The following is a 21,194-nucleotide window of genomic DNA, read 5'->3' as shown; positions in this document are numbered from 1 at the left end:
TACGACCCCGCCAACCACCGCGCACTCCAAAACATCCTCAACAAGGACAAAACCGACGACGCCCCGACGGCGGCTTGACACAGGGCAACTCACGCGGCCACCTTCTCCTTCTGCTGCGCCCGCTTGGCGGCGTACGCCGCGGCGGCCTCGCGTACCCAGGCGCCCTCGTCGTGGGCGCGGCGGCGGTGTTCCATCCGCTGCCGGTTGCACGGGCCCTCGCCCTTGATCACCCGCATCAGCTCGTCGTAGTCCGGCTGGGTGTAGTCGTACGACTGCCGCTCGTCGTTCCAGCGCAGGTCGGGGTCGGGCAGGGTGAGGCCGAGGATCTCGGCCTGCTGCACGCACATGTCCACGAAGCGCTGGCGCAGGTCGTCGTTGGAGAAGCGCTTGATCTTCCAGGCCATCGACTGCGCGGAGTGGGTCGAGTCTCCGTCCGGCGGGCCGAACATCGCCAGTGACGGGTACCACCAGCGGTCGATGGCGTCCTGGACCATCGCCTGCTGCGCCGGAGTGCCGTGCGCCAGCGTGTGCAGGATCTCGTAGCCCTGCCGCTGGTGGAACGACTCCTCCTTGCAGACCCGGATCATCGCCCGCGCGTACGGGCCGTACGAGCAGCGGCACAGCGGCACCTGGTTGACGATCGCGGCGCCGTCCACCAGCCAGCCGATGGCGCCGACATCGGCCCAGGTCAAGGTGGGGTAGTTGAAGATCGAGCTGTACTTCTGCCGCCCGTCGAGGAGGAGCTGGACCAGTTCGTCCCGGCTCACCCCCAGGGTCTCCGCGGCGGCGTACAGGTAGAGGCCGTGGCCGGCCTCGTCCTGCACCTTGGCCAGCAGGATCGCCTTGCGCTTGAGCGAGGGGGCCCGGCTGATCCAGTTCCCCTCCGGCTGCATGCCGATGATCTCGGAGTGCGCGTGCTGGGCGATCTGCCGGATCAGAGTCTTCCGGTACGCCTCCGGCATCCAGTCGCGCGGCTCGATCTTCTGGTCCGCGTCGACGACCTCGGCGAAGTAGGCCGCCAGGTCCGTACCGGGCTCCGGGGCGCCGCGCCGGTCGCGCGCCGCCGCCTCCCGCAGCGCCGCCTCGGCCGCCTCCACCTGACCGAGCAGGTCACCACCGGGAGCATCCCCCTCGGCGGCGAAGTCGTTGCCATACATGGCCCAAGTGTTACAGCTCGCCCCCGGCGACACCAGAGGGTGTAACAGGATTCCGAGAGGGCTTTGCGTCACGGGACAGCCGCTCCCGGTCGAAACCTGGACACGAAAGCGGCTATGACATGCGTCACTTGGCGAAGATGAATCCCCCCAGGCGCGGCATACCGGCTGTTTATCCCGGCTTAACGGCAAGTTGCCGGGCGTCGGGTTCTGGCGAGTCGCCGGTCCGGACGTAGACTTCCCCCGGTCACACCGATCGGCTGCTGACGATCGCCACCAAGACGACGGCCATCTCCCCCGGCCTCGGCGGTCGAGCCGACCCATGCGGAAACAGCCGGTCCCCCCGGCCCTGACATCTGGAGCTCACCCACTCATGCGATCTCGCGTGACCATGGTGCTCGCCGTCCTGGCGGTCCTACTCGGCGCCGGCCTGCTGGTGCCGACCGCGTACGCGAAGCTGGCCGGCGACGGCGGCGGGCTCGGCGGCCTCGGCGGTGGCGCGGCGGCCCAGGTCCCCGCCCCCGCGCCCACCCCACCCCCGCCGCCGACGCTGGCCGCCGGGCCGGTCTCGGTGAACTTCAAGGGCGAGTTCTTCGGCTGGGCCCTGATGGACCGGCAGACCGGCGAGATCTCCGGCTCGAAGAACATGGCCTCGACCAGCTCGACCGAGTCGATGATCAAGGCGTGGATCGTCTCCGACTATCTGCGCCAGCTCGGCGACAAGGAGCCGACGGCGGCCCTCAAGAAGGCCGCGAGCCTGGCGATCCGGGACAGCGACGACAGGGCCGCGAACCAGGTCTACGCCGCGGCCGGCGGCTCCTACAAGGTGCCGGCGGGCGGCCAGCCGGGTCCGGTGATCAAGCGAGCGATCAGCATCTGCGGCCTCACCGACACCAAGCGCGGCAACGTGCCGACGTACGAGGGCTACTGGAGCTTCACCCGGATGTCCCCCCGGGACGCCGTCCGGCTCGGCGACTGCATCGCCGACGGCAAGGCGGCCGGCCGGAAGTGGACCAAGTGGGTGCTCGACGAGATGGCGCAGGTCCGCGGCAGCGTGAAGGACCAGCAGGCCAAGTCCGGCGGCGGCAAGTGGGGCATCGTCGACGGCCTGCCCGCCGAGATCAAGGCGCAGGGCCCGGTCAGCATCAAGAACGGCTGGACCCCCCTCAACTACGACGGCAACTGGCACGTCAGCTGCCTCGCCGTCACCGACAAGTGGAGCCTCGCGGTGATGCTGCGCTACCCGCAGAGCAGCAAGCTGGAGTACGGCGCGAAGGTCTGCGCCAGCGTCGCCACCCAGTTGGTCACGCCGCAGCCCGGCGCGGCGCTGAAGGTGCCGCAGCAGCCGGTCGGGAAGCTCTGATGGCCGGCAACCGCCGCAGAGGCCGGCGGGACGCGAGGCCATTGAAGCTCGCCGCCGTCGCCGCCATCCTGATCGGCCTGGTGCTGGTGTCGCTGCGGCTGCTTCCCGGCTCGCCGCTGGAGTCGGCCGCCGCCTCGCACTGGGGCGCGCCGACCACGCCGGACCGCTCCACCGGCAAGCCCACCGACCGCAACAGCCGCCCGAAGCCGACCCCGTCCCCGACGCCGTCGCTGGAGCCGCTGCCGTTCCAGGACAAGCAGATCGACCTCGACATCAAGGGCTGGTACGCCTGGAGCGTCCTGGACACCCGGACCGGGAAGATCATCGGCTCGCAGAACATGGACGAGACCAGCACCACCGCCTCGCTGATCAAGTCCTGGATCGTCGCCGACTACCTGCGCAAGGCCGCCGAGTCCGGGCAGACGCCGAGCGACGCCAAGCTCGCCGATGCCACCCGGATCATCCGGGACAGCGACAACACCCGAGCCGAGCAGTTCTACAACAGCGTCGGCCGGTCCGCGTCGATCAAGCGGCTGATCTCCATCTGCAAGACCACCGACAGCAGCCCGGCCGCCGACGGCGGCTGGAGCCGGACCAACCTCTCCCCCCGGGACACCGCCCGGCTCGGCGCGTGCATCGCCGACGGTCGGGCGGCGGGCCCGAAGTGGACCGAGTGGCTGCTCAACGAGATGCGGCAGGTGCGCGGCGCGGGCGACTTCGGCATCCGCAAGGCCTTCCCGGCCGCCGAGCAGAAGACCATCGCCATCAAGAACGGCTGGATCGACCGGACCAGGGAGCAGGAGATGCACATCAACTGCCTGGCCATCGGCGACAACTGGACGATGGGCGTGATGGTCCGCTACCCGATCGGCATGGGCTACGAGTACGGCATGAAGAACTGCCAGAAGATCACCGAGGCGGTGCTCCGCCCGGCCACCTGAGCCGCCTGGTCGACGCGAGGTCAGCCGGCGAAGAACTCCGGGCCGTCGTCCGGCAGCGCCGGGGCCTCGCCGATCGCCGCGGCCCGCCGGGCGAACTCCCGCAGCCCGGCCACCTGCCGCCCCCCGAGGGAGAAGTCGAGGGTACGGAAGTAGGTGGCGAGCGTCGCCGCGTCGAACGGCTCCCAGCGGGCGGCCGCCTCGGCCACCTGGTCCAGCTCGGCCAGGCAGAGGTCACGGGAGCGCAGGAACGCCTCGTGCACCTCCTTGACCAGGCCCGGGTGGGCGGCGGCGAAGTCGCGGCGTACCGCCCAGACGGCGAAGACCATCGGCAGGCCGGTCCACTCCCGCCAGGCCTGCCCGAGGTCGGTCACCTCCAGCCCTCGCCGGGGCGCCTCGTAGAGCGCCCGCAGCGCCACGTCGCCGATGAGCACGCCCGCGTCGGCCTCCAGCAGCATCTGGGTCAGGTCCGGCGGGCAGCGGAAGTACTCGGGCCGGACGCCGTACCGCTCGCCGAGCAGGAGCTGGGCGAGGAGCACGCCGGTACGCGAGGTGGAGCCGAGGGCGACCCGGCCGCCGGCCAGCTCGGTCAGCGGCTTCGTGGAGACCACGTTGACCGAGAGCACCGGCCCGTCGCTGCCCACCGCCAGGTCGGGCAGGAGCAGCAGCTCGTCGGCGTGCCGCAGGTACTCCACGTGCGAGATGGGCCCGATGTCCAGGTCACCGGCGACCAGCGCGGCGCTCAGCCGGTCCGGCGAGTCCTTGTGCAGGTCGACGTCGAGCAGCGCGCCGGAGCGCATCAGACCCCAGTAGATCGGCAGGCAGTTCAGGAACTGGATGTGTCCGACCCGGGGACGGGCGATGCGGTCAGCCATTACCCGACCGTATCCCCGTGCTCCGCGGTCTGCTCACCGGGCCTGCTCGGAAGTGGCCAACCCCGCAGCCGCCGGGTTGCCGGCCGGCGCGGCCCCCGCCGCCACACCGACGCTGGTTGTCTCCTCCACCGGGCCGTCGGCGGCGCGGGCCCGGCGGACCGCGCGGGTGACGACCGGCACGAACGCCGCCACCACCAGCAACCCGGCGACCCCGAGGCCGGCGATCAACGGACGCGGCGGCAGCACCGCCAGCAGCGCGCCGCCGATCAGGTACCCGAACATCGAGCCACCCTGCACCGCCGCGCCGTTGACCGCGTACGCCCGGGCGCGCACCGCCTCGGGCACCCGCCGGGCGGTCAGCACGTTGGCGAAGACGTTGTCGCCGCCGTTCGCCGCCCCACCGACCAGCCAGAGCGGGACCAGCAGCGCGGCCACCGGCACGAACGCGGCGAACACCACCATCAGCGAGCAGCCGCCGAGCGTGGCGAGCACCCCGTACACCAGGGTTCCGTCGTCGGTGAGCCGGCGAGCCAGTCGGGCGGCGAGCCAGCTGCCGGGCAGCATGCCCGCCATCCAGGCGGCGCCGACCAGGCCGTAGACGGTGGCGGAGGAGTCCAGGGTCTCCCGGATGAAGAAGACCTCGATCACGTTGATCCCGCCGATCGCGGTGATCACCGCCGCGGTGGTCACCACCATCGCCAGCATCAGCGGGTCCCGCCGCAGCTTCCATACGGGAGTGGGCGCGGCGACGTCGCCGGTCGCGGCCATGGCCCGTCGGCCGCCCCGGCGGGTCCGCAGCAGCAGGCCGGCGACCACCAGCGCCAGGTAACTCGCGGCGTCCAGGAGCAGCGGCACGCGGGTGCCGAACTGCCCGACGAGGAGACCGGCGAGCACCGGGCCGGCGAGCGCGCCGACGGAGACGGCGGTCTGGTGGACCGCGCTGGCGCGGGGCAGGTCGTCGCGTCGCACCATCGCCGGCAGCAGCGCGGCCAGGCAGGGCTGGGTCACCGCGAGGCCGCAGGCGAGCAGCCCGACGAGCGCGACGACGGCGACCGGGTGCTCGGCGTACGCGAGCAGCAGGCAGACCGCCGACTGGGTGACGCCGACGGTGACCAGCAGCGTTCGGCTGTCGATCCGGTCGGCGAGGCGGCCGGTGAGCGGGGCGAGCACCACCAGGGGGAGGGTGGCGGCGAGCAGCAGCCCGGAGACGGCCAGGCCACCAGCGCCGGAAGCCTGAAGGGCCAGCGCCAGGGCGGTGGCGGCGAGGAACTCCCCGCAGATCGTGGTGCCGCGGGCGGCGGCGGCGAGCCAGACGTCCGGCCAACGCGAAGCCTCAGTTGTGAAGGACATACTTCGAAAATAATCCTTCACAACTGATCGAAGCAACCCCTTACGGCAACGGCACCGCCCTGTACTGCGCCGCGACGGTGCGCGCCCCGGGCGGCGGGTCGGCCAGCCGATTCCGCTGCCGGTACGGCTCGAACAGCGCCATCACCGCCTGGTTCAGCTCGGCCAGTTCCTCGGCGGTGAGCAGCAGCAGGGTGTCGCTGAACAGCACGGCGTCGTACCACTCGGCGGGCTCGTCCCTGGCGCGCCGCAACCAGTCCCGGGTACGTTCGGCGTCGCGGGCCGCGTGCGCCTCGACCACGGCCTGCTCGGCCGCGCGCGCCTCCGGCCCGGCACCCTGACCGACGTCGATCATCCAGCTGTGGCTGAACGTGCGCCACACCCGCTCCCGGGCGTCGCCCCGGCTCGGCGCCTGCTCGACCAGGCCGAACTTCGCCAGCGCCCGCAGGTGGTAACTGGTGGCACTCGGCGACAGGCCGACGATCTCGGCACACTCGGTCGCGGTCGCGCCGCCCTCCCGGGGGCTCAGGTGCTCCATGATCGCGATTCTGGCCGGATGGGCCAGCGCCCGCATCACCTGCGGGTCGCTGATCGTCATCCGGCGCTGCTCGGGGCGTGCCTCCGTCATCCCCCCATGATCCCGCCCCGCCGGCGGCCGGACCAGCGCCGGTCCGGCCAGCCCGACAACGACCTGCCGCGCGACGTCCCGGGCCGCCGGCGCGGCAAGCACCGGCCGGGTCCCTCGCACCGCGCTTTGGAGCTGATGACGCAAACGACTCAACCGGGCGGAGTGCCGGTCACGACAGGTGCCCGCGCCGTGCGCCGCCAAGATCGTGCTGCTTCTCCGAAGTAGTCGGCTCGGCGCGGAAGGATGCCACCACTGCCAGGAACGAGCACGATCTTCACGAGCCGAGCCGAGCCCGACCGAGCCGAGCCGCACCGGGCCCAAGGTCGGGCCGGGACGGACCCGAGGCCGGGCAGCACCGGACCCGAGGCCGGGCAGCACCCGGACCCGAGGCCGGGCCGGGGCTGAATCGTTTACGACATCAGCTCCAAAGCAAGGCAAGGTGTAGAGCTTGCTACCTGGCGACGCCAGGTTGCCGCCGGGCGCCGGGCGCCGGGCGGCGGGCGGCTCACCTCGGGCCCAGGCCGGGATCACGGGCGGCGGCACGCGCGACCGGGTGGCAGCGGAAATGCGTGGCCGTCAGCGGCGGCAGGGCGTAACGTGGAGCGCCGCGCGCGGGACTGCGCGCCTTCCTCACCGGGCACAGCCGGTACCGCGTCTGACGGAGCGCCGGGCGGCCCAGGTCAACCGATCACACGAACGCCACCGGAAGGTCGCCTCGGATGACCCGTGCCGCCACACCCACCACCAACCCGGCTGAGCGCCCCGCTCCGGCCGTCACCGCACCAACCGACGCCGGTCAGGCCGGCACCCTGGACGGGCAGCTCGCCGCCGAGCGGGCCCACCTGGACACCTCCCGCGCCGCGCTGCGCCGGATGCGCGAGCGCGCCGAGGCGCTGTTCGCCAGCGGCGAGCAGGTCGCCGGCGACCCGTACGCGGCGGAGATGCTGGGCCGCACGCTGGCCCGGCGGGTCGCCGAGCTGGCCGACGACCCGACCACCCCGCTCTTCTTCGGCCGGCTCGACTTCGGCGGGAACGCCGACGGCCAGCACAGCGGCGGGACCGCCGACGGCCAGCACAGCGGCGGGACCGCCGACGGCCAGCACAGCGGCCACGGCGACGCGGACCACTCCGGGCGGGAGTACCACGTCGGCCGCCGGCACGTCACCGACGAGCGGGGCGAGCCGCTGGTGCTGGACTGGCGCGCCCCGGTCTCGCGGTCGTTCTACCGGGCCAGCGCCCGCGACCCGCAGGGCATCGCCGTCCGGCGTCGGTTCGGGTTCAGCGGCGGTGTGCTGACCAGCTTCGAGGACGAACACCTGGACCGGGGCGAGGAGCTGGGCACCGCCAGCCGGATCCTCACCGCCGAGATCGAGCGCCCCCGCGTCGGCCCGATGCGCGACATCGTCGCCACCATTCAGCCCGAGCAGGACGAACTGGTCCGGGCCGACCTGACCGACTCGATCTGCGTCCAGGGCGCGCCGGGCACCGGCAAGACGGCCGTCGGGCTGCACCGGGCCGCGTACCTGCTCTACCTGCACCGGGAGCGGCTGCGCCGCTCGGGGGTGCTGATCGTCGGGCCGAACCGGGCGTTCCTGTCGTACATCGCGGCGGTGCTGCCGGCACTCGGCGAGGTCGAGGTCGAGCAGGCCACGGTCGAGGACCTGGTCACCCGGGTGCCGGTGCGCGCGGTCGACCACCCCGCCGTCGCCACCCTCAAGCACGACGTACGGCTGGCCGAGGTGCTGCGCCGGGCCGTCGACGCGCACATCGGCGCGCCCACCGAGCCGATCATGGTGTCGGACGGCTCGTTCCGCTGGCGGATCGGCCTCGACCCGCTGCACCGGGTGGTCGAGGAGACCCGCCGGGAGGGCCTGCCGTACGCCACCGGCCGGGACCGCGTCCGGGCCCGGGTGGTGGGGCTGCTGCAACGTCAGGCCGAGGCGCGCCGGGCCGAGTCGCCGAGCGACGCCTGGCTGCGCCGGATGGGCAAGGTTCGGCCGGTCACCGCCTTCCTCGACGCGGTCTGGCCGGCGCTCACCCCGGACGGGCTGGTGCACACCCTGCTCAGCGACCCGGACGTGCTCGCCGCCGCAGCGGACGGACTGCTCACCGCCGACGAGCGGGCGCTGCTGCTCGGCCGGGCGGCCACCAGCGGGCCGGCGTCGGGAACCGGCGACGCCACGACCACCGACGGGCCGACCACGCGGACCGACACGGCGACCAGGCGGCGCGGCGACCGGGCCGCGGCCGGCACGGGGCTCGGGCGCACCCCGAAGGCGACGAAGTGGACCGCCGCCGACGCGGTGCTGATCGACGAGGCGGCCGGGCTGATCGAGCGGTCCGCCGGCTTCGGGCACGTGGTGGTCGACGAGGCGCAGGACCTCTCCCCCCTGCAGTGCCGGGCCATCGCCCGGCGCAGCGAGCACGGCTCGATCACCCTCCTCGGCGATCTGGCCCAGGGCACCGCCCCGTGGGCGGCCACCGACTGGCGGGAGTCCCTGGCCCACCTGGGCAAGCCGGACGCGGCGGTGGTGCCGCTGAGCGTCGGCTTCCGGGTGCCCGCGGTGGTGGTCGCGTTCGCCAACCGGCTGCTGCCCGCGCTCGCCGTCGACGTACCCCCGGCGGAGTCGCTGCGCCGCGACGGCGCGCTGGACGTGCGTACCGTGACCGACCTGGACACGGCCACGGTGGCCGAGGTGCGGGCGGCGCTCGCGCACGACGGCTCCGTCGGCGTGATCGCCGCCGACGACGCGGTGGACCGGCTCCGCGCGGCGCTGGCCGCCGCCGGTGTCCCGACCGCGACCGCCGACGACGTCGAGACCGCGGCGCGGGTCACCGTCGTCCCCGCGACGCTGGTCAAGGGCCTGGAGTACGACCACGTCGTGGTCGTCGAACCGGCCGCGATCGTCGCCGCCGAGCCGCGCGGCCTGCACCGCCTCTACGTGGTGCTGACCCGGGCGGTCTCCCGGCTCGCCGTGCTGCACACCGCGCCGCTGCCCGCGCCGCTGACCGACCCGGCCGGCTGAGCGGACCGGCGCGGTGCCAGGGGCGGCGGGGCTGGCGCCGGAGGGGTACAACCGAGTCGGTACACCCGTCCGCGTCCGCAACCCCCGAGGAGTCCAGATGATCCTGGCCCGCGCCGACCAGGCCACCCGCCGGTACGGCGACGTGCTCGCCCTCGACCGGCTCGACCTGGAGGTACGCGCCGGCGAGCTGGTCGGCCTGCTCGGGCCGAACGGCGCCGGCAAGAGCACCCTGATCAACCTGCTGGTAGGGCTGCGCCGGCCCACCGCCGGCCGGGTGGAGCTCTTCGGCGGCGACCCCCGCGACCCGGCGTCCCGCCGGCGGCTCGGGGTCACCCCGCAGGAGACCGGCCTGCCCGGCACGCTCCGCGTCGGCGAGGTGGTCGACTTCGTCGCCGCGCACTTCCCCGACCCGGTCCCGAAGGCCGAACTGATGGACCGCTTCGGCCTCACCGAGCAGGCCAGACGGCAGACCGGGGGTCTCTCCGGCGGCCAACGCCGCCGGCTCGCGGTCGCGCTGGCCTTCGTCGGCCGGCCCCGGCTGGTCGTGCTGGACGAGCCGACCACCGGGCTGGACGTCGAGGCCCGGCACACCCTCTGGGAGGCGATCCGGGCGTTCCACGCCGAGGGCGGGACGGTGCTGCTGAGCAGCCACTACCTGGAGGAGGTGGAGGCGCTGGCGCAGCGGGTGGTGGTGATCGGGCAGGGTCGGGTGCTCGCCGACGACACCGTCAACGCGGTCCGCGGCATCGTCGGCGTCCGCCGGGTCAGCCTGGTCGCCGACGAACTGCCCGCGCTGCCCGGCGTGGTCGCCACCGAGCACGCCGAGGGCCGTACCCACCTGCTCACCACCGACGCCGACCAGCTCGTCCGCGATCTGGTCACCGGCGGGGTGGCGTTCCGCGAGCTGGAGGTCCGCCCCACCTCGCTGGAGGAGGCGTTCCTCGCCATCACCACGGGCAAACGCTCCGGCGCCCGGCCCGCCACCACCACCGCCGGCCATCCCACCACCGTCTGAGGAGCCGACCGCCGTGCAGCTCACGCTCGTCCACGCGCGCTACCAACTGCTGGAGATCGTCCGGATCCCGGTGGCCGTGGTCGGCAGCGCGTTCTTCCCCGCCGCCGCGATGCTCTTCTTCGTTGTGCCGTTCGCCGGGGACGACCCCACCGGCGCCACCTACGCCACCGCCGCCATGATCACCTTCGCGGTGATGAGCGCCAACATCTTCCAGTACGGCGTCGGCGTCGCGGAGGACCGCGACCAGCCCTGGAACCCGTACACGCGGACCCTGCCGGCCGGGCCGGCGCCGCGCCTCGCCGGGCGGATCCTGGCCGGCCTGGTGCTCACGTACCTGTCGATGCTGCCGGTCGTGGTGATCGCTGCGGTCGCCACCGCAGCCCGGGTCACCCCGGTGGAGTTCCTGCTCGGCGCGGCCACCGTGGCCGTGGTGTCGGTGCCGTTCACCCTGCTGGGCGTGACCATCGGCTACTCGCTGCCGAGCAAGGCGGCGATCGTGGTCGCACAGGTCATCTTCTTCCCGCTCGCCTTCGGTGGCGGCCTGCTCTCCGGCCCGGACGACGCGCCCGGCATCATCAAGGCGATCGCCCCCTTCCTGCCGACGCGGGGAGCGGTCGAGCTGATGTGGGCGGCGATCACCGACTGGCGGCCCGACCCACTCGCCCTGGCCATGCTCGCGGTCTGGGTGGTGGTGCTGGCGACGCTCGCCGGATGGGCCTACCGGCGGGACGAGGGTCGCCGGTACGGCTGACCTTTCGTCCGTTTCCGCCGCGCCCAGCGGCCGGACGGTGCCACGATGCCGGCAGGGCGTGCCGTCGGCGGCCGCCACCGGCGGAGAGGGGCCATCGTGAGCGGTGTCGAGCCTGGCACGCCCTGCTGGGCCGACCTGGCCACCCCCGACCTGGAGGACGCGAAGCGCTTCTACCCCCAGCTGTTCGGTTGGACCGGCCGGGTCGCGCCACAGCCGGAGGCGGGCGGCTACACCACCTTCCTCAAGGACGGGCGGGCGGTGGCGGGCGCCGGGCCGCCGGCCACGCCGGACCAGGTGCCGATCTGGTCCACATACGTCGCCACCGACGACGCCGACCTGGCCGGCTCCCGGGTCGAGTCGGCGGGCGGGCAGGTGCTGGTCCCCCCGTTCGACGTCTTCGACCAGGGGCGGATGGGGGTCTTCGCGGACCCGGCCGGCGCGGTGTTCAGCGTCTGGCAGCCGATGACGATGACCGGCGCGGAGCTGTTCAACGTGCCCGGGGCGATGAGCTGGAACGAGCTGGTCACCCCGGATCCGGAGGGCGCGAAGGTCTTCTACGAGCTGGTCTTCGGCTGGCATCCGGAGGACGAGCCGATGGGTCCGGTCACCTACACCGGCTGGCGGTGCGGGGCGCGGATCGTGGCCGGCATGATGCCGCCGCTGGAGGAACTTCCGGCCGACCTGCCGGCCTACTGGTCGGTCTACTTCGCGGTGGCGGACACCGACGCCAGCGCCGCCCGCGCCGCAGAGCTCGGCGGCACCATCCTCGTCCCGCCCCGGGACATCCCCCAGGGCCGCCTGGCCGCCCTCCGCGACCCGCAGGGCGCCCTCTTCTCCATCATCACCCTGCCCACCGCGGGCTGATATCCCACCCGTGCGGGGAAGTCAGCGGGGGCGGATGGGGACCACGAGGGGGCCGTGGTCGCCGTCGACGACGCGGACGTGGGCGCGGTAGTGCGTGGCGAGGAGTTCCTGGGTGAGGACCTCACGGGGCGGGCCGGCGGCGACCACCCGGCCGTCGGCGAGCAGCACCAACCGGTCGGCGTACTCGCCGGCGACGGAGAGGTCGTGCATGGTGGCGAGCACGGTCAGCCCGTGCGCCCGGCGGAGCTGGTCGACCAGCTCCAGCACCTCCTGCTGGTGGCCGATGTCCAGCGCGCTGGTCGGCTCGTCCAGCAGCAGCAGCGTGGCGCCCTGGGCGAGCGCCCGGGCCAGGAAGGCCCGCTGCCGCTCGCCGCCGGAGAGGGTGGCCAGCTCCCGCCCGTGGAACGCGGCCAGGTCCAGCCGGTCCAGCACCTCGTGCACGGCGGCCAGGTCGGCGGCGGACTCCCGACCCAGCGGCGGAATGTACGGGGTGCGCCCGAGCAGGACGTAGTCGAGCACCGACATCCCGGCCGGCACCACCGGGGACTGGGCGACGGTGGCCACCACCCGGGCCCGCTCGCGGGGGCGCAGCGCCCGCAGGGGCGTACCGAAGAGGGAGACGGCGTGCGGCGCGGGCAGCAGGCCGCCGACGGCGCGCAGCAGGGTCGACTTGCCGGCGCCGTTCGGGCCGATCACGGTGACCCACTCGCCGGGCGCCACGGTCAGGTCGACCCCGGCCAGGATCGGCCCGCCGCCCAGCTTCACGTGCAGGTCGCGCACCTCGACCGCCGGCGTCATGACAGCACCCGCCGGGAGGTGCGCAGCACCAGGACGAAGAACGGGCCGCCGAGCAGCGCGGTGACCACGCCGATCGGGATCTCGGCCGGGGCGGCGACGGTCCGGGCCACCACGTCGGTCAACGCCAGGAACGCGCCGCCGAAGAGCATGGACAGCGGCAGGATCACCCGGTAGCTGGACCCGGCGAGCAGCCGCACGGTGTGCGGGACGATGATCCCGACGAAGCCGATCAGCCCGGACGCGGAGACCGCCGCCGCGGTGCCGAGCGAGGCGGCGGCGATCAGCAGGTAGCGGGAGCGCTGCGGGTGCAGCCCGAGGCTGGCCGCCTCGTCGTCGCCGAGCGAGAGCACGTCCAGCTCGCGGCGGTGCAGCAGCACCACGACCGCGGTGAGCACGAAGTACGGCAGGACCAGCAGGACGTCGTGCCACCCGGCGGTGGCGAGCCGGCCGAGCAGCCAGGAGTAGACCAGCTGGATGCTGTCCGAGTGCCGTTGCAGCAGGTACGTCTGCCCGGCCGAGAGGAACGCCGAGACCGCCACCCCGGCCAGGATCAGCGTCGCCGGGGAACGGCCGCGCGCGCCGGCCACCCCGAGCAGGTACGTCATCGCCACCGCGCCGAGCGAGCCGACGAACGCGGCCAGCGGCACGGTCAGCGGCAGCCCGGTCAGCGCCTCCGCGCCCGCGCCGAGGGCGATCACCGCGGTGACCGCCAGCCCCGCCCCGGCCGCCACGCCCAGCAGGTACGGGTCGGCCAGCGGGTTGCGGAACACCCCCTGGTACGCGCCGCCGGCCAGGGCGAGCAGCGCGCCGACCAGCAGGCCGAGCACCACCCGGGGCAGCCGCAGCTCGGTGACGATGGCGATCTCGCTGGCGGTCAGGCCGCTGTCCAGGTGCACCCCGGGCAGCAGGTTCAGCAGCTCGGCGGCGACACTGCCGGGCGGCAGGCTGACCGGGCCCAGCGACACCCCGGCGACCACGGCGGCCAGCACCGCGCCCAGTCCGGCGGCCAGCCAGCGCCGGCGCAGCCCGGCCGGGCGGGCGGTGCCGGCGGAGGCCGGCGCGGGGGCCGGCCGCGCGCCGGACGCGGGCCCGGACGGGCGGTCCGGACCCGACGCGGAGTCCGGGCCGCCCAGGCCCGACGCGGACCGGATCGGGCGGGGCACGCCGGACGGCCGGGACGCGTCGGGCGTCCCGGCCGGTCGGGGTTCCGTGGGTCGCACGGTCACGGACGGGGGATGGTCACGCGGGCACCTTGGCGACCGCGTCGACGATCGCCCGGACCTGGTCGACCACGCGCGGACCCCAGCGCGAGGCGATGTCGTCGTCGAGGACGACCACCTGGTTGTTCTTGAGGGCGCTGACGCCGGCCCAGCCGCTGCGGGCCTTGACGGTCTCCGGGGTCTGCTGGCAGCACTTGGTGTCGGCCAGGAAGACGAAGTCCGGGTCGGCCTTGACGATCACTTCCTGGGAGAGCTGCGGGTAGCCGCCGTTCTTGCCGTCGGCGTCGGAGGCGTCGGCGATGTTCTCCAGGCCGGCGAGGGCGTAGAGGGAGCCGATGAACGTCTTGCTGGTCGCGGTGTACAGCTCCGGGCCCAGCTCGTGGTAGTAGCTCAGCTTCTCCGACCGCTGCGGCAGGTCCTTGACCAGCTTGGCGATGTCGTCCTTCATCCGCTTGGTGACGTCGGCCGCCTCGCCCGGGTGGCCGGTCAGCGCGCCCAGGTCGGTGAGCTGCCGGTAGGTGTCGTCCAGCGTGGTCGCGGCCGGGCTGAGCAGCACCGGGATCTTCAGCGTGGTGAGCTGGGAGACGATCTTGTTGGTGTCGTTGGCGAGCACCACCAGGTCGGGTGCCTTCGCCGCGATCGCCTCGGCGTTCGGCTGGAAGCCGGACAGGTCGCTCTTCGGCGCCTCCGCCGGGTAGTTCGACTGGTCGTCGACGGCGGTGACCTGCTTGCCGGCGCCGATGGCGAAGAGCATCTCGGTGGCGCTCGGCGAGAGCGAGACGATCTTCTCGGGGCGCTTCTCCAGCGTCAGCTCGCCGACGCTGACGGGGAAGGTGGCGGCCGGGCTGCTGCCGGCGGCGGGGGCGGTGGTGTCGGTCGAGGTTTTCTCGGCGCAGGCGCCGAGGGCCAGCGCGGCCACCGCGAGGGTGGCGGCGAGCAGCCGGGGGGTACGTCCGGACATCTGTCCTCCTGTCGGTCGAGGAGCGTGGTGCTTCGCCGACAGGAACCAAGGCACCCGCCCGCGAGGCGCCCTTCCTCGAGAGCGCGTGTCGCGACCACTGACGCAGGCGACCTGGCTCGTCCCCGCGGGGCGGGGCATCACAGTTGCGGGACAGCGCCGGTTTCACACCGGCTTCGCTGCGGTTGGTCGGTAGCACCGTAGCGCACGACCAGCGGAGATCGTCCGGACGGGAGGGGTGGGTGGGGCCCCGGCGGGGGCGGTACGGGGCCCATCCGGGGATCACGAACTGGCGATGGTGACGTTGTCCACAGCCGCCTCGACGAGGCTCGCGCCGGAGGCGTCCGCGGCCTCCACCAGGATCAGCCACATCCTCCCGTCGGCAATTATTTTCCATGCCTCGACATCTGGCGTAACTTCCCTCCGCACGGGACAGTGAACGGCAACGATTCCCCACCTCGCGGAGTTGCCATGGCCAGCACAGCCCTGCGCGCCGTCGCCCTCGCCGGCGTCGCCGCGCTCACCCTCCTCGGCACCGCCGTCCCGGCCCATGCCGACAACAACCTGCCCGTCGTCGCGCACGACGAGCAGATCACCTTCCAGGAGTGGTCCAGCCACCCCGACTGGCGCTCCGGCAGCCACCAGGGCACGTACGCCGTCCCGGGCCACCGGACCGGGATCGCCATCGGCCAACCGGCCGGGACCACCACCTTCACCGACCCGCACGGCGGCGCCACCCGCACCTGGGAGTACGCCACCTGGACCTCACCCCGCACCGAGATCGGCTTCGACGCCACGGAGCTGGTCGCCTCCTGGAACGCGGAAACCCCGGCCGGCACCTGGATCCAGGTCGAACTCCAGGGCACCTACAACACCGGCGCCGCGACCCCCTGGTACGTGATGGGCCGCTGGGCCTCCGGCGACCAGGACATCAAGCGGGCCACCCTGGACGGTCAGGGCGACCCCTGGTCGACCATCTGGACCGACACCTTCTCCATCGACAACGCCAAGGCCGGCGTGCTGCTGCGGTCGTACCAGTTGCGGCTCAGCCTCTACCGCGCGCCCGGGCAGGCGGCGTCACCCCAGGTCCGGATGCTCGGCGCGATGAGTTCGAACGTGCCGGACCGGTTCACCGTCGCGCCCAGCAAGGGCGGGATCGCCTGGGGCACCGAACTGCCCGTGTCGGCCCGCTCCCAGATGATCCACCGGGGCAACTACCCCGAGTGGGGCGGCGGCGGGCAGGTCTGGTGCAGCCCCACCTCGACCACCATGGTGCTGGAGTACTACGGCCGCGGCCCGTCCGCCGAGGACCTGGCCTGGGTCACCCCCGGCTACACCGACCCGCAGGTCGCCCACGCCGCCCGGATGACCTGGGACTACGAGTACGAGGGCGCGGGCAACTGGCCGTTCAACACCGCGTACGCGGCCAGTTTCCCCGGCATCGACGCCCGGGTGACCCGGCTGCACTCGCTGGACGAGGTGGAGCGCTTCATCAAGGCGGGCATCCCCGTCATCACCTCGCAGTCCTTCCTCGGCACCGAGCTGGACGGCTCCAACTACGGCACCTCGGGCCACCTGTTCGCGGTGGTCGGCTTCACCGCCGACGGTGACGTGATCGTCAACGACCCGGCCTCCTCGTCCAACTCCGAGGTGCGCAACGTCTACAAGCGCGAGCAGTTCGAGCAGATCTGGCTGCGGACCAAGCGCTACCGGGCCAACGGCACGGTGGCCGGCGGGTCCGGCGGCATCGCGTACCTGATCAAGCCGGCGAACCGGCCCTGGCCGGTGGTGCCGGGCTCCACCAACTGGTAGCCGCCTTCACGGACGCGACGAGCCCGGCACGGGGTTCCGTGCCGGGCTCGTCTGTCCGATTCGCGGGTCGTTCGGGCTCGTCGATCGTCAGTGGGACGGGGCGAACGGTGCCGGCGTCCCGGCCGCCTGCCGCCGCCGGCGGACCATCCGGACCACGATGACCGCCCAGGCCACCGCGGCGACCACACCGGCCAGGGTCATCCCGGTCAGCAGCAGCCAGGTGGATCCGCCCGTGGTGGAGAAGACCCCCTTGCGGGCGCCCGTGTCGCGCGCCGGCGCGGTGTCGCCCTGGGCCAGGCCGTCGGGCGCGTCGTAGAGGATGACCTCGGTGCGGCGGGCACCGCCGTCGGTGGCCACGAAGTCCCCGTGCCACTCACAGTTGCGCCGCGAGCATTCCTCGTCCACCGCGGTGAACGTGCCCGGCGTACCGCTGCCGCCCTTCGCCTGCCAGGCCGGCCCGAGATCGGTGGCGCCCAGCATCAGCCCGATGAAGGCGATGGCCGGAAGCCCGATCCAGACGAAAATCTTCGTCCGCCATCCGCTGATCTTGTCCATGGCGGCAGACCCTAGCGGGGCTTCTCCGATGCCGCTGCCCCGTCGCGGCCGCCGCCCGGGTGACGACCCGCTCGCCCGGCGCCTACCCCTCGCGGTGCGGGTCGGCCTGGTCGGGCTGGTCCTCGCCGGCCAGCGCCGACCGGAGCCGCTCCTTCTCGGCGCGCCGCCGCTCGGCCGCGGCAGCCATCTCCTCGGCCATCTCGTCCCGCCAGCCCCGCAGCAGGAAGAACGAGGCCGCGGCGGAGAACACCAGCGCCAGCATCAGCTTGAGGAAGACGTTCATGTGGACCGGCCAGAGGGCCAGCACGACCACGACGAACAGCCCGATCCGGCCCAACGTGTACTTGACCGCCGCGCTCACGTTCCCACTCCGTTCTCCGCAGCCGGGGTGACCCGGGCGGGGTTCAGCCCGTGCGTCGGGCCAGCCAGTGCACGCCATGGAACCAGAGCACCGCGTACACCAGGGTGAACGCGAGGGCGGCCAGGCCGCCGGTGAGCAGCGGCGCCAGGCCGGCGGCCAGGCCGGCGACCAGCAGCCCGCCGACCACCGCGACCACCGCGGCGAGCAGCGCCGCCACCACCCGGGCCGCGCCGAACTCCCAGGCCCGGAAGTCGTCCCAGAACAGCCACGCCGGCAGGATCACCGCCAGCCAGCCGTTGGTGTGCCCGAAGTCCCCCGCGCCGATCGCCGCGAAGGCCCAGTCGAACAGCACCAGCGCCAGCACCCCGATGACCCATCCGGCGAGGCTGACCCCGAGCAGGTCGCCCAGGGTGAGAATGCGCCCCTCGGCGTCTCGCCGGGGGAACCCGCTCCGCTGCTCACTCACGCCGACCCGCTCCACTCGTCGCCGGCCGGAGGCGAACGCACCAGGTCCGGTGCTCCGCCCACCACGCCCGCCAATGCCGGCTCCGAGGATACGTGAGCAGGCCCGCCGGCCGGCGGGCGACTCGACCGTCGCCGGGCCGGGTCAGCCGCCGGGTGCCCCTGGTCCAGCCAGCCACTGGTCGGCCACCGAGCGGCGCCGCGCGGCCAGGCGCAGCAACACACCGACCCCGACCAGGGCCCCGCCGGCCAGCAGCAGCCCGGCCAGGGCGGTGCCGGTCCGGGGCAGCGGGCCACCCGGAGCCGAGCTACCGGACGGGGTGGGCGTCGGGGTGGACGTACGCGTCGGTGTCGGGGTGGGCGTGGGGCTGTCGCCCGGCTTCGGCGCGATCACGACGCCGATCTCCAGCGAGGTCTTCCCGCCGCTCGGCGTCGGCGTGGTGCCGGACGCCACCGACCCGGCGCGTCCACCGGCCACGGCGGAGGCCGGATCGAGCGGGCTGAGCACGAGGGCGAGCAGCAGGACCACCCCGGGGACCGCCGAAGTGACCCACGCCATCCGGTGGAGCTGCTTCACGACCCACCCGCCTTCCCGTTCGGTGCTGGCCGACCCACCGGCGCGGCCCGGCCCGTCCGCACGTCACTTCCCGGCCGGCTGGACGACCCGGCCGGCGAGGTCGGCCACCGGCAGCTCCGCCCGGCGGTGCGCCCACCGGAGGTACCACCGGTACCCGGCCACGGCGATCAGCAGGACCAGCAGGCCGACGACGGCCCACGGGACCGCCGTCCTGGACGCGCTACCGGACTGCGACGGCAGGGTCTCCGTCGAGGTGGCGGGGTTGACCGTCACCTCGGCGCTCAGCACGCCGGCCGGTACGACAGCGCTGAACTCCTGGTGCAGCCGGATCTCCGAGTCCGGCAGCAACTCCGGCAGGTCGATCAGATCGCCGGTGGCCAGCCGGAGGCCGAGTGGACCGGTGGCCCGTACCAGCGCTTTGCCCGACAGCCGGACGTTGCCCAGGTTGGCGACCCGGTAGGTGACCGCCATCTTCCCGCCGGGGAACGGGACGACGGGGTTGGCGTAGTCGATCTCGACTGCGGTGACCTGGGCGGAGGGTCGCAGTGCGCCGGCAACCCGCAGGTAGACCCGGGCGGCAATCCGCCGCTCCACCTCGACGCGTTGGCCGTTCTTGTCGACCTGCCGCTCGGTGACGGACGCGATGATGCCTCCGACGTGGTCACCGGGTGCCGTGCCGGCCGGCACCGACAGCCGGAAGGGCATGTCGGATCGCTTGCCGGGTGGGAGGGTGGTGGACGCCTTGCCCAACTTGATCCACGAGCCGACGTCGCTCGGCGCCTGGCTCCGCGGCAGCAGGGCGAACCCGCCGTCCAGGGCGGTGAAGGCGTCGGTCGAATAGAGGTCCACGGTGATCGGCCGGCTGCCCAGGTTGCTCACCGAGAACCAGTCGGTGATCTGCTCCTTCGGCGCCAGCTCGTAGTCGAACTGCTTGCGTCCCTTCGGCCCGGTGGGGCTCGACGGGACGATCGTCCAGCTCGGATCCTCGGCAGCCGCCACCGCTGGGGACGTCGGGAGTACGAGGGTGCCGAGCAGCACGAGTCCGGTGACGAACCAGGCCCCGACGCGGGCGCGGCGGGGACGGTGGGCGGTGCGGTCGCTCATGTCGAGGCTCCGGTGGGATGGCGGTGGGTAGAGCCGGGCGCGACGGCGGCGCGGCGGGTATCAGCCCGCCACGCCGCCGCCAGTTCGACCAGGCGCGGGTCCGACCGAGATCAGGCCAGCGTCAGGGTCAGGGTCGCCGAGTACTCACCCGGCGCCACGTTGTCCGGGATGCTCAGCTGGAGGCCGGCATCGCAGGTGAAGACACCGGCGCTGGCACCGGGGGCGGCCGAGCAGAGGGTGCGGGTGTCGCCCAGGTCGGCGCCGGCACCAGCCGTCACCGCGCCGGAGCCGCCGGTCTTCGCGGCGGCCGGCGTCCAGCTCAGCTTGCTGTTCGCGATGCTGTTGGCGCCGAGGGTGAAGTCCTCCAGCTGGCCGGTCAGGTTCCAGCCCACGTTGGTGCCGCGCAGGTCGGTCACGGTCGCGGTCGGGAGGGTGCCGTTGGCCGTACCACCGACGGTGCCGCCGGTGAGCTGGGTGGTCGACTTCGCCACGACGAGGCTGAAGGCGCCGGGGGCGATGTCAGCGATGATCTCCACCGGGGCGGTGATGGCGCCTTGGGCGGCGGTGATCTGGAAGGAGGTCGCCGTGGAGGCCGAGGCCTTGAAGGCGGTCGCGTCGGTGGGCACGAAGGCCGCCGACAGGGAGAAGGTGCCCACCGGCAGCGCGGTGGTGGAGAAGGTGGCGGTGCCGCCGCTGACCGGGGCGGTGCCGATCACGGACGTACCGCGACGGAACTCGACGGTGCCCGCGGCGGTGGCCGGGGTGACCGCGGCGGTGAAGGCGACCTCGGTGCCCTGACTGACGGGGCTGGCCGGGTTGACGGAGAGCGCGGTGGTGGTGTCCTCGGCGACCGGGATCCGCCAGGTGCTGCCGCTGACCACGATCGAGGTGCGGTACTCGTCGACGTTGCGACCCTCGGTGAGGGAGTAGCACTCCATCACGACCCACCACTCGCCGGCGGCGGGAGCGCCACCGATCGCGGTCTGGAACGACCGGTTCGGGTTGATCGTGATCGGCGCCTGGTCGAAGCCGCCGCCACCGAGCGCGACCGCGAGGTTCGAGTACGGGCCACCCGGCCGACCGATCCGCAGGTTCGCGTTCTCCCCGAACCCGGTCGGGCACTTCGCCGTGGTGGCGCTGGCGAACATCGGGGTGGCGGTGACGCTGCCGCTGGTCTGCGACAGGGTCACGTCGCCGAGCGACGCCGCCTGCGCCGGGGCGCTGATCCCGACGACGACGCCGGCGGACAGCGCAAGGGCGCCAACGAGGGCGCCCGCGCGGGCGAGCAAACGCTTGCTCATGAATCACTTCCTCTCGAGAGGGTGAAACCTGGCACGGTCCTCGTGGACCGGCCGTGATCAGGCTCTACAAATGCAATGACCCGGC

20 protein-coding genes and 1 riboswitch are annotated in these 21,194 nt (G+C 73.4%); of the genes, 7 read left to right on the top strand and 13 right to left on the bottom strand.

Going from position 1 to position 21,194, the window contains the following annotated elements; genetic code table 11:
• Positions 1-89: 89 nt before the first annotated feature.
• Entirely contained in the window at positions 90-1,157 is a 1,068-nt protein-coding gene (gene paaA, locus ABZ807_RS22235; protein ID WP_357161046.1) for a 1,2-phenylacetyl-CoA epoxidase subunit PaaA, read from the bottom strand.
• Between the two features lie 370 nt (positions 1,158-1,527).
• Here paaA and ABZ807_RS22230 point away from each other — a divergent pair, with 370 nt between their 5' ends.
• Positions 1,528-2,517: a hypothetical protein gene (locus ABZ807_RS22230; RefSeq protein ID WP_357161043.1), complete on the top strand. Its 990-nt coding sequence runs from the start codon at positions 1,528-1,530 to the stop codon at positions 2,515-2,517.
• The gene (locus ABZ807_RS22225; protein ID WP_357161040.1) at positions 2,517-3,458 is read left to right on the top strand and encodes a hypothetical protein; all 942 of its coding nucleotides are present in this window, start codon (positions 2,517-2,519) and stop codon (positions 3,456-3,458) included. Before ABZ807_RS22230 ends, ABZ807_RS22225 begins: the two co-directional genes overlap by 1 nt.
• Before the next feature lie 20 nt (positions 3,459-3,478).
• Here ABZ807_RS22225 and ABZ807_RS22220 read toward each other — a convergent pair whose 3' ends face one another.
• Genes ABZ807_RS22220 through ABZ807_RS22210 form a run of 3 tightly spaced genes read right to left on the bottom strand, consistent with a single transcriptional unit; the run spans position 3,479 to position 6,305 of the window.
• On the bottom strand, positions 3,479-4,330 hold the full coding sequence (locus ABZ807_RS22220; RefSeq protein WP_357161037.1) for a menaquinone biosynthesis protein: 852 nt from the start codon (positions 4,328-4,330) through the stop codon (positions 3,479-3,481).
• 33 nt (positions 4,331-4,363) lie between these two features.
• The gene (locus ABZ807_RS22215) at positions 4,364-5,680 is read right to left on the bottom strand and encodes an MFS transporter (RefSeq protein WP_357161034.1); all 1,317 of its coding nucleotides are present in this window, start codon (positions 5,678-5,680) and stop codon (positions 4,364-4,366) included.
• A 40-nt stretch (positions 5,681-5,720) separates the two neighbouring features.
• Positions 5,721-6,305, bottom strand: a complete 585-nt coding sequence (locus tag ABZ807_RS22210) for a winged helix-turn-helix domain-containing protein (RefSeq protein ID WP_357161031.1) — start codon at positions 6,303-6,305, stop codon at positions 5,721-5,723.
• A 719-nt stretch (positions 6,306-7,024) separates the two neighbouring features.
• On the opposite strand from ABZ807_RS22210, the gene ABZ807_RS22205 reads away from it, so the two are divergent.
• The 4 genes from ABZ807_RS22205 (at position 7,025) to ABZ807_RS22190 (ending at position 11,961) form a co-directional block, all read left to right on the top strand.
• Positions 7,025-9,331: an AAA family ATPase gene (locus tag ABZ807_RS22205; RefSeq protein ID WP_357161028.1), complete on the top strand. Its 2,307-nt coding sequence runs from the start codon at positions 7,025-7,027 to the stop codon at positions 9,329-9,331.
• A gap of 97 nt (positions 9,332-9,428) precedes the next feature.
• Entirely contained in the window at positions 9,429-10,346 is a 918-nt protein-coding gene (locus ABZ807_RS22200) for an ABC transporter ATP-binding protein (RefSeq protein WP_357161025.1), read from the top strand.
• Between the two features lie 13 nt (positions 10,347-10,359).
• A complete protein-coding gene (locus tag ABZ807_RS22195) occupies positions 10,360-11,097 on the top strand; it encodes an ABC transporter permease (RefSeq protein WP_357161021.1) in 738 nt (245 codons plus the stop codon).
• A gap of 96 nt (positions 11,098-11,193) precedes the next feature.
• A complete protein-coding gene (locus ABZ807_RS22190; protein WP_357161018.1) occupies positions 11,194-11,961 on the top strand; it encodes a VOC family protein in 768 nt (255 codons plus the stop codon).
• A gap of 21 nt (positions 11,962-11,982) precedes the next feature.
• On the opposite strand, the gene ABZ807_RS22185 is transcribed toward ABZ807_RS22190, so the two are convergent.
• The 3 genes from ABZ807_RS22185 to ABZ807_RS22175 form a co-directional block, all read right to left on the bottom strand.
• A complete protein-coding gene (locus tag ABZ807_RS22185) occupies positions 11,983-12,759 on the bottom strand; it encodes an ABC transporter ATP-binding protein (RefSeq protein WP_357161015.1) in 777 nt (258 codons plus the stop codon).
• The gene (locus tag ABZ807_RS22180) at positions 12,756-13,784 is read right to left on the bottom strand and encodes an iron ABC transporter permease (protein ID WP_357161061.1); all 1,029 of its coding nucleotides are present in this window, start codon (positions 13,782-13,784) and stop codon (positions 12,756-12,758) included. The genes ABZ807_RS22185 and ABZ807_RS22180 overlap by 4 nt, the downstream gene beginning before the upstream one ends.
• 214 nt (positions 13,785-13,998) lie before the next feature.
• Positions 13,999-14,940, bottom strand: a complete 942-nt coding sequence (locus ABZ807_RS22175) for an ABC transporter substrate-binding protein (protein WP_357161012.1) — start codon at positions 14,938-14,940, stop codon at positions 13,999-14,001.
• 87 nt (positions 14,941-15,027) lie between these two features.
• Positions 15,028-15,168: riboswitch (cobalamin riboswitch) on the bottom strand.
• Between the two features lie 240 nt (positions 15,169-15,408).
• Between ABZ807_RS22175 and ABZ807_RS22170 the strand changes: the two genes are divergently transcribed.
• The gene (locus ABZ807_RS22170; protein WP_357161009.1) at positions 15,409-16,749 is read left to right on the top strand and encodes a C39 family peptidase; all 1,341 of its coding nucleotides are present in this window, start codon (positions 15,409-15,411) and stop codon (positions 16,747-16,749) included.
• Positions 16,750-16,836: 87 nt separating this feature from the next.
• Here ABZ807_RS22170 and ABZ807_RS22165 read toward each other — a convergent pair whose 3' ends face one another.
• From ABZ807_RS22165 to ABZ807_RS22140, 6 genes are all read right to left on the bottom strand, one after another.
• Positions 16,837-17,304 (bottom strand): hypothetical protein, encoded by a 468-nt coding sequence (locus tag ABZ807_RS22165; RefSeq protein ID WP_357161006.1) that lies wholly within the window; start codon positions 17,302-17,304, stop codon positions 16,837-16,839.
• A gap of 82 nt (positions 17,305-17,386) precedes the next feature.
• A complete protein-coding gene (locus ABZ807_RS22160) occupies positions 17,387-17,665 on the bottom strand; it encodes a DUF4229 domain-containing protein (protein WP_357161003.1) in 279 nt (92 codons plus the stop codon).
• A 43-nt stretch (positions 17,666-17,708) separates the two neighbouring features.
• Entirely contained in the window at positions 17,709-18,131 is a 423-nt protein-coding gene (locus ABZ807_RS22155; protein ID WP_357161000.1) for a hypothetical protein, read from the bottom strand.
• 141 nt (positions 18,132-18,272) lie between these two features.
• A complete protein-coding gene (locus ABZ807_RS22150; protein WP_357160997.1) occupies positions 18,273-18,686 on the bottom strand; it encodes a hypothetical protein in 414 nt (137 codons plus the stop codon).
• Positions 18,687-18,767: 81 nt separating this feature from the next.
• The gene (locus ABZ807_RS22145; RefSeq protein WP_357160994.1) at positions 18,768-19,808 is read right to left on the bottom strand and encodes a DUF916 domain-containing protein; all 1,041 of its coding nucleotides are present in this window, start codon (positions 19,806-19,808) and stop codon (positions 18,768-18,770) included.
• A gap of 110 nt (positions 19,809-19,918) precedes the next feature.
• A complete protein-coding gene (locus ABZ807_RS22140) occupies positions 19,919-21,109 on the bottom strand; it encodes an Ig-like domain repeat protein (protein WP_357160991.1) in 1,191 nt (396 codons plus the stop codon).
• Between the last annotated feature and the right edge of the window lie 85 nt (positions 21,110-21,194).

Source organism: Micromonospora sp. NPDC047548 (assembly GCF_040642975.1).
Classification (GTDB): domain Bacteria; phylum Actinomycetota; class Actinomycetes; order Mycobacteriales; family Micromonosporaceae; genus Micromonospora.
Note: the sequence above shows the minus strand (reverse complement) of the source record. Positions and strands in the feature narration are given on the sequence as shown.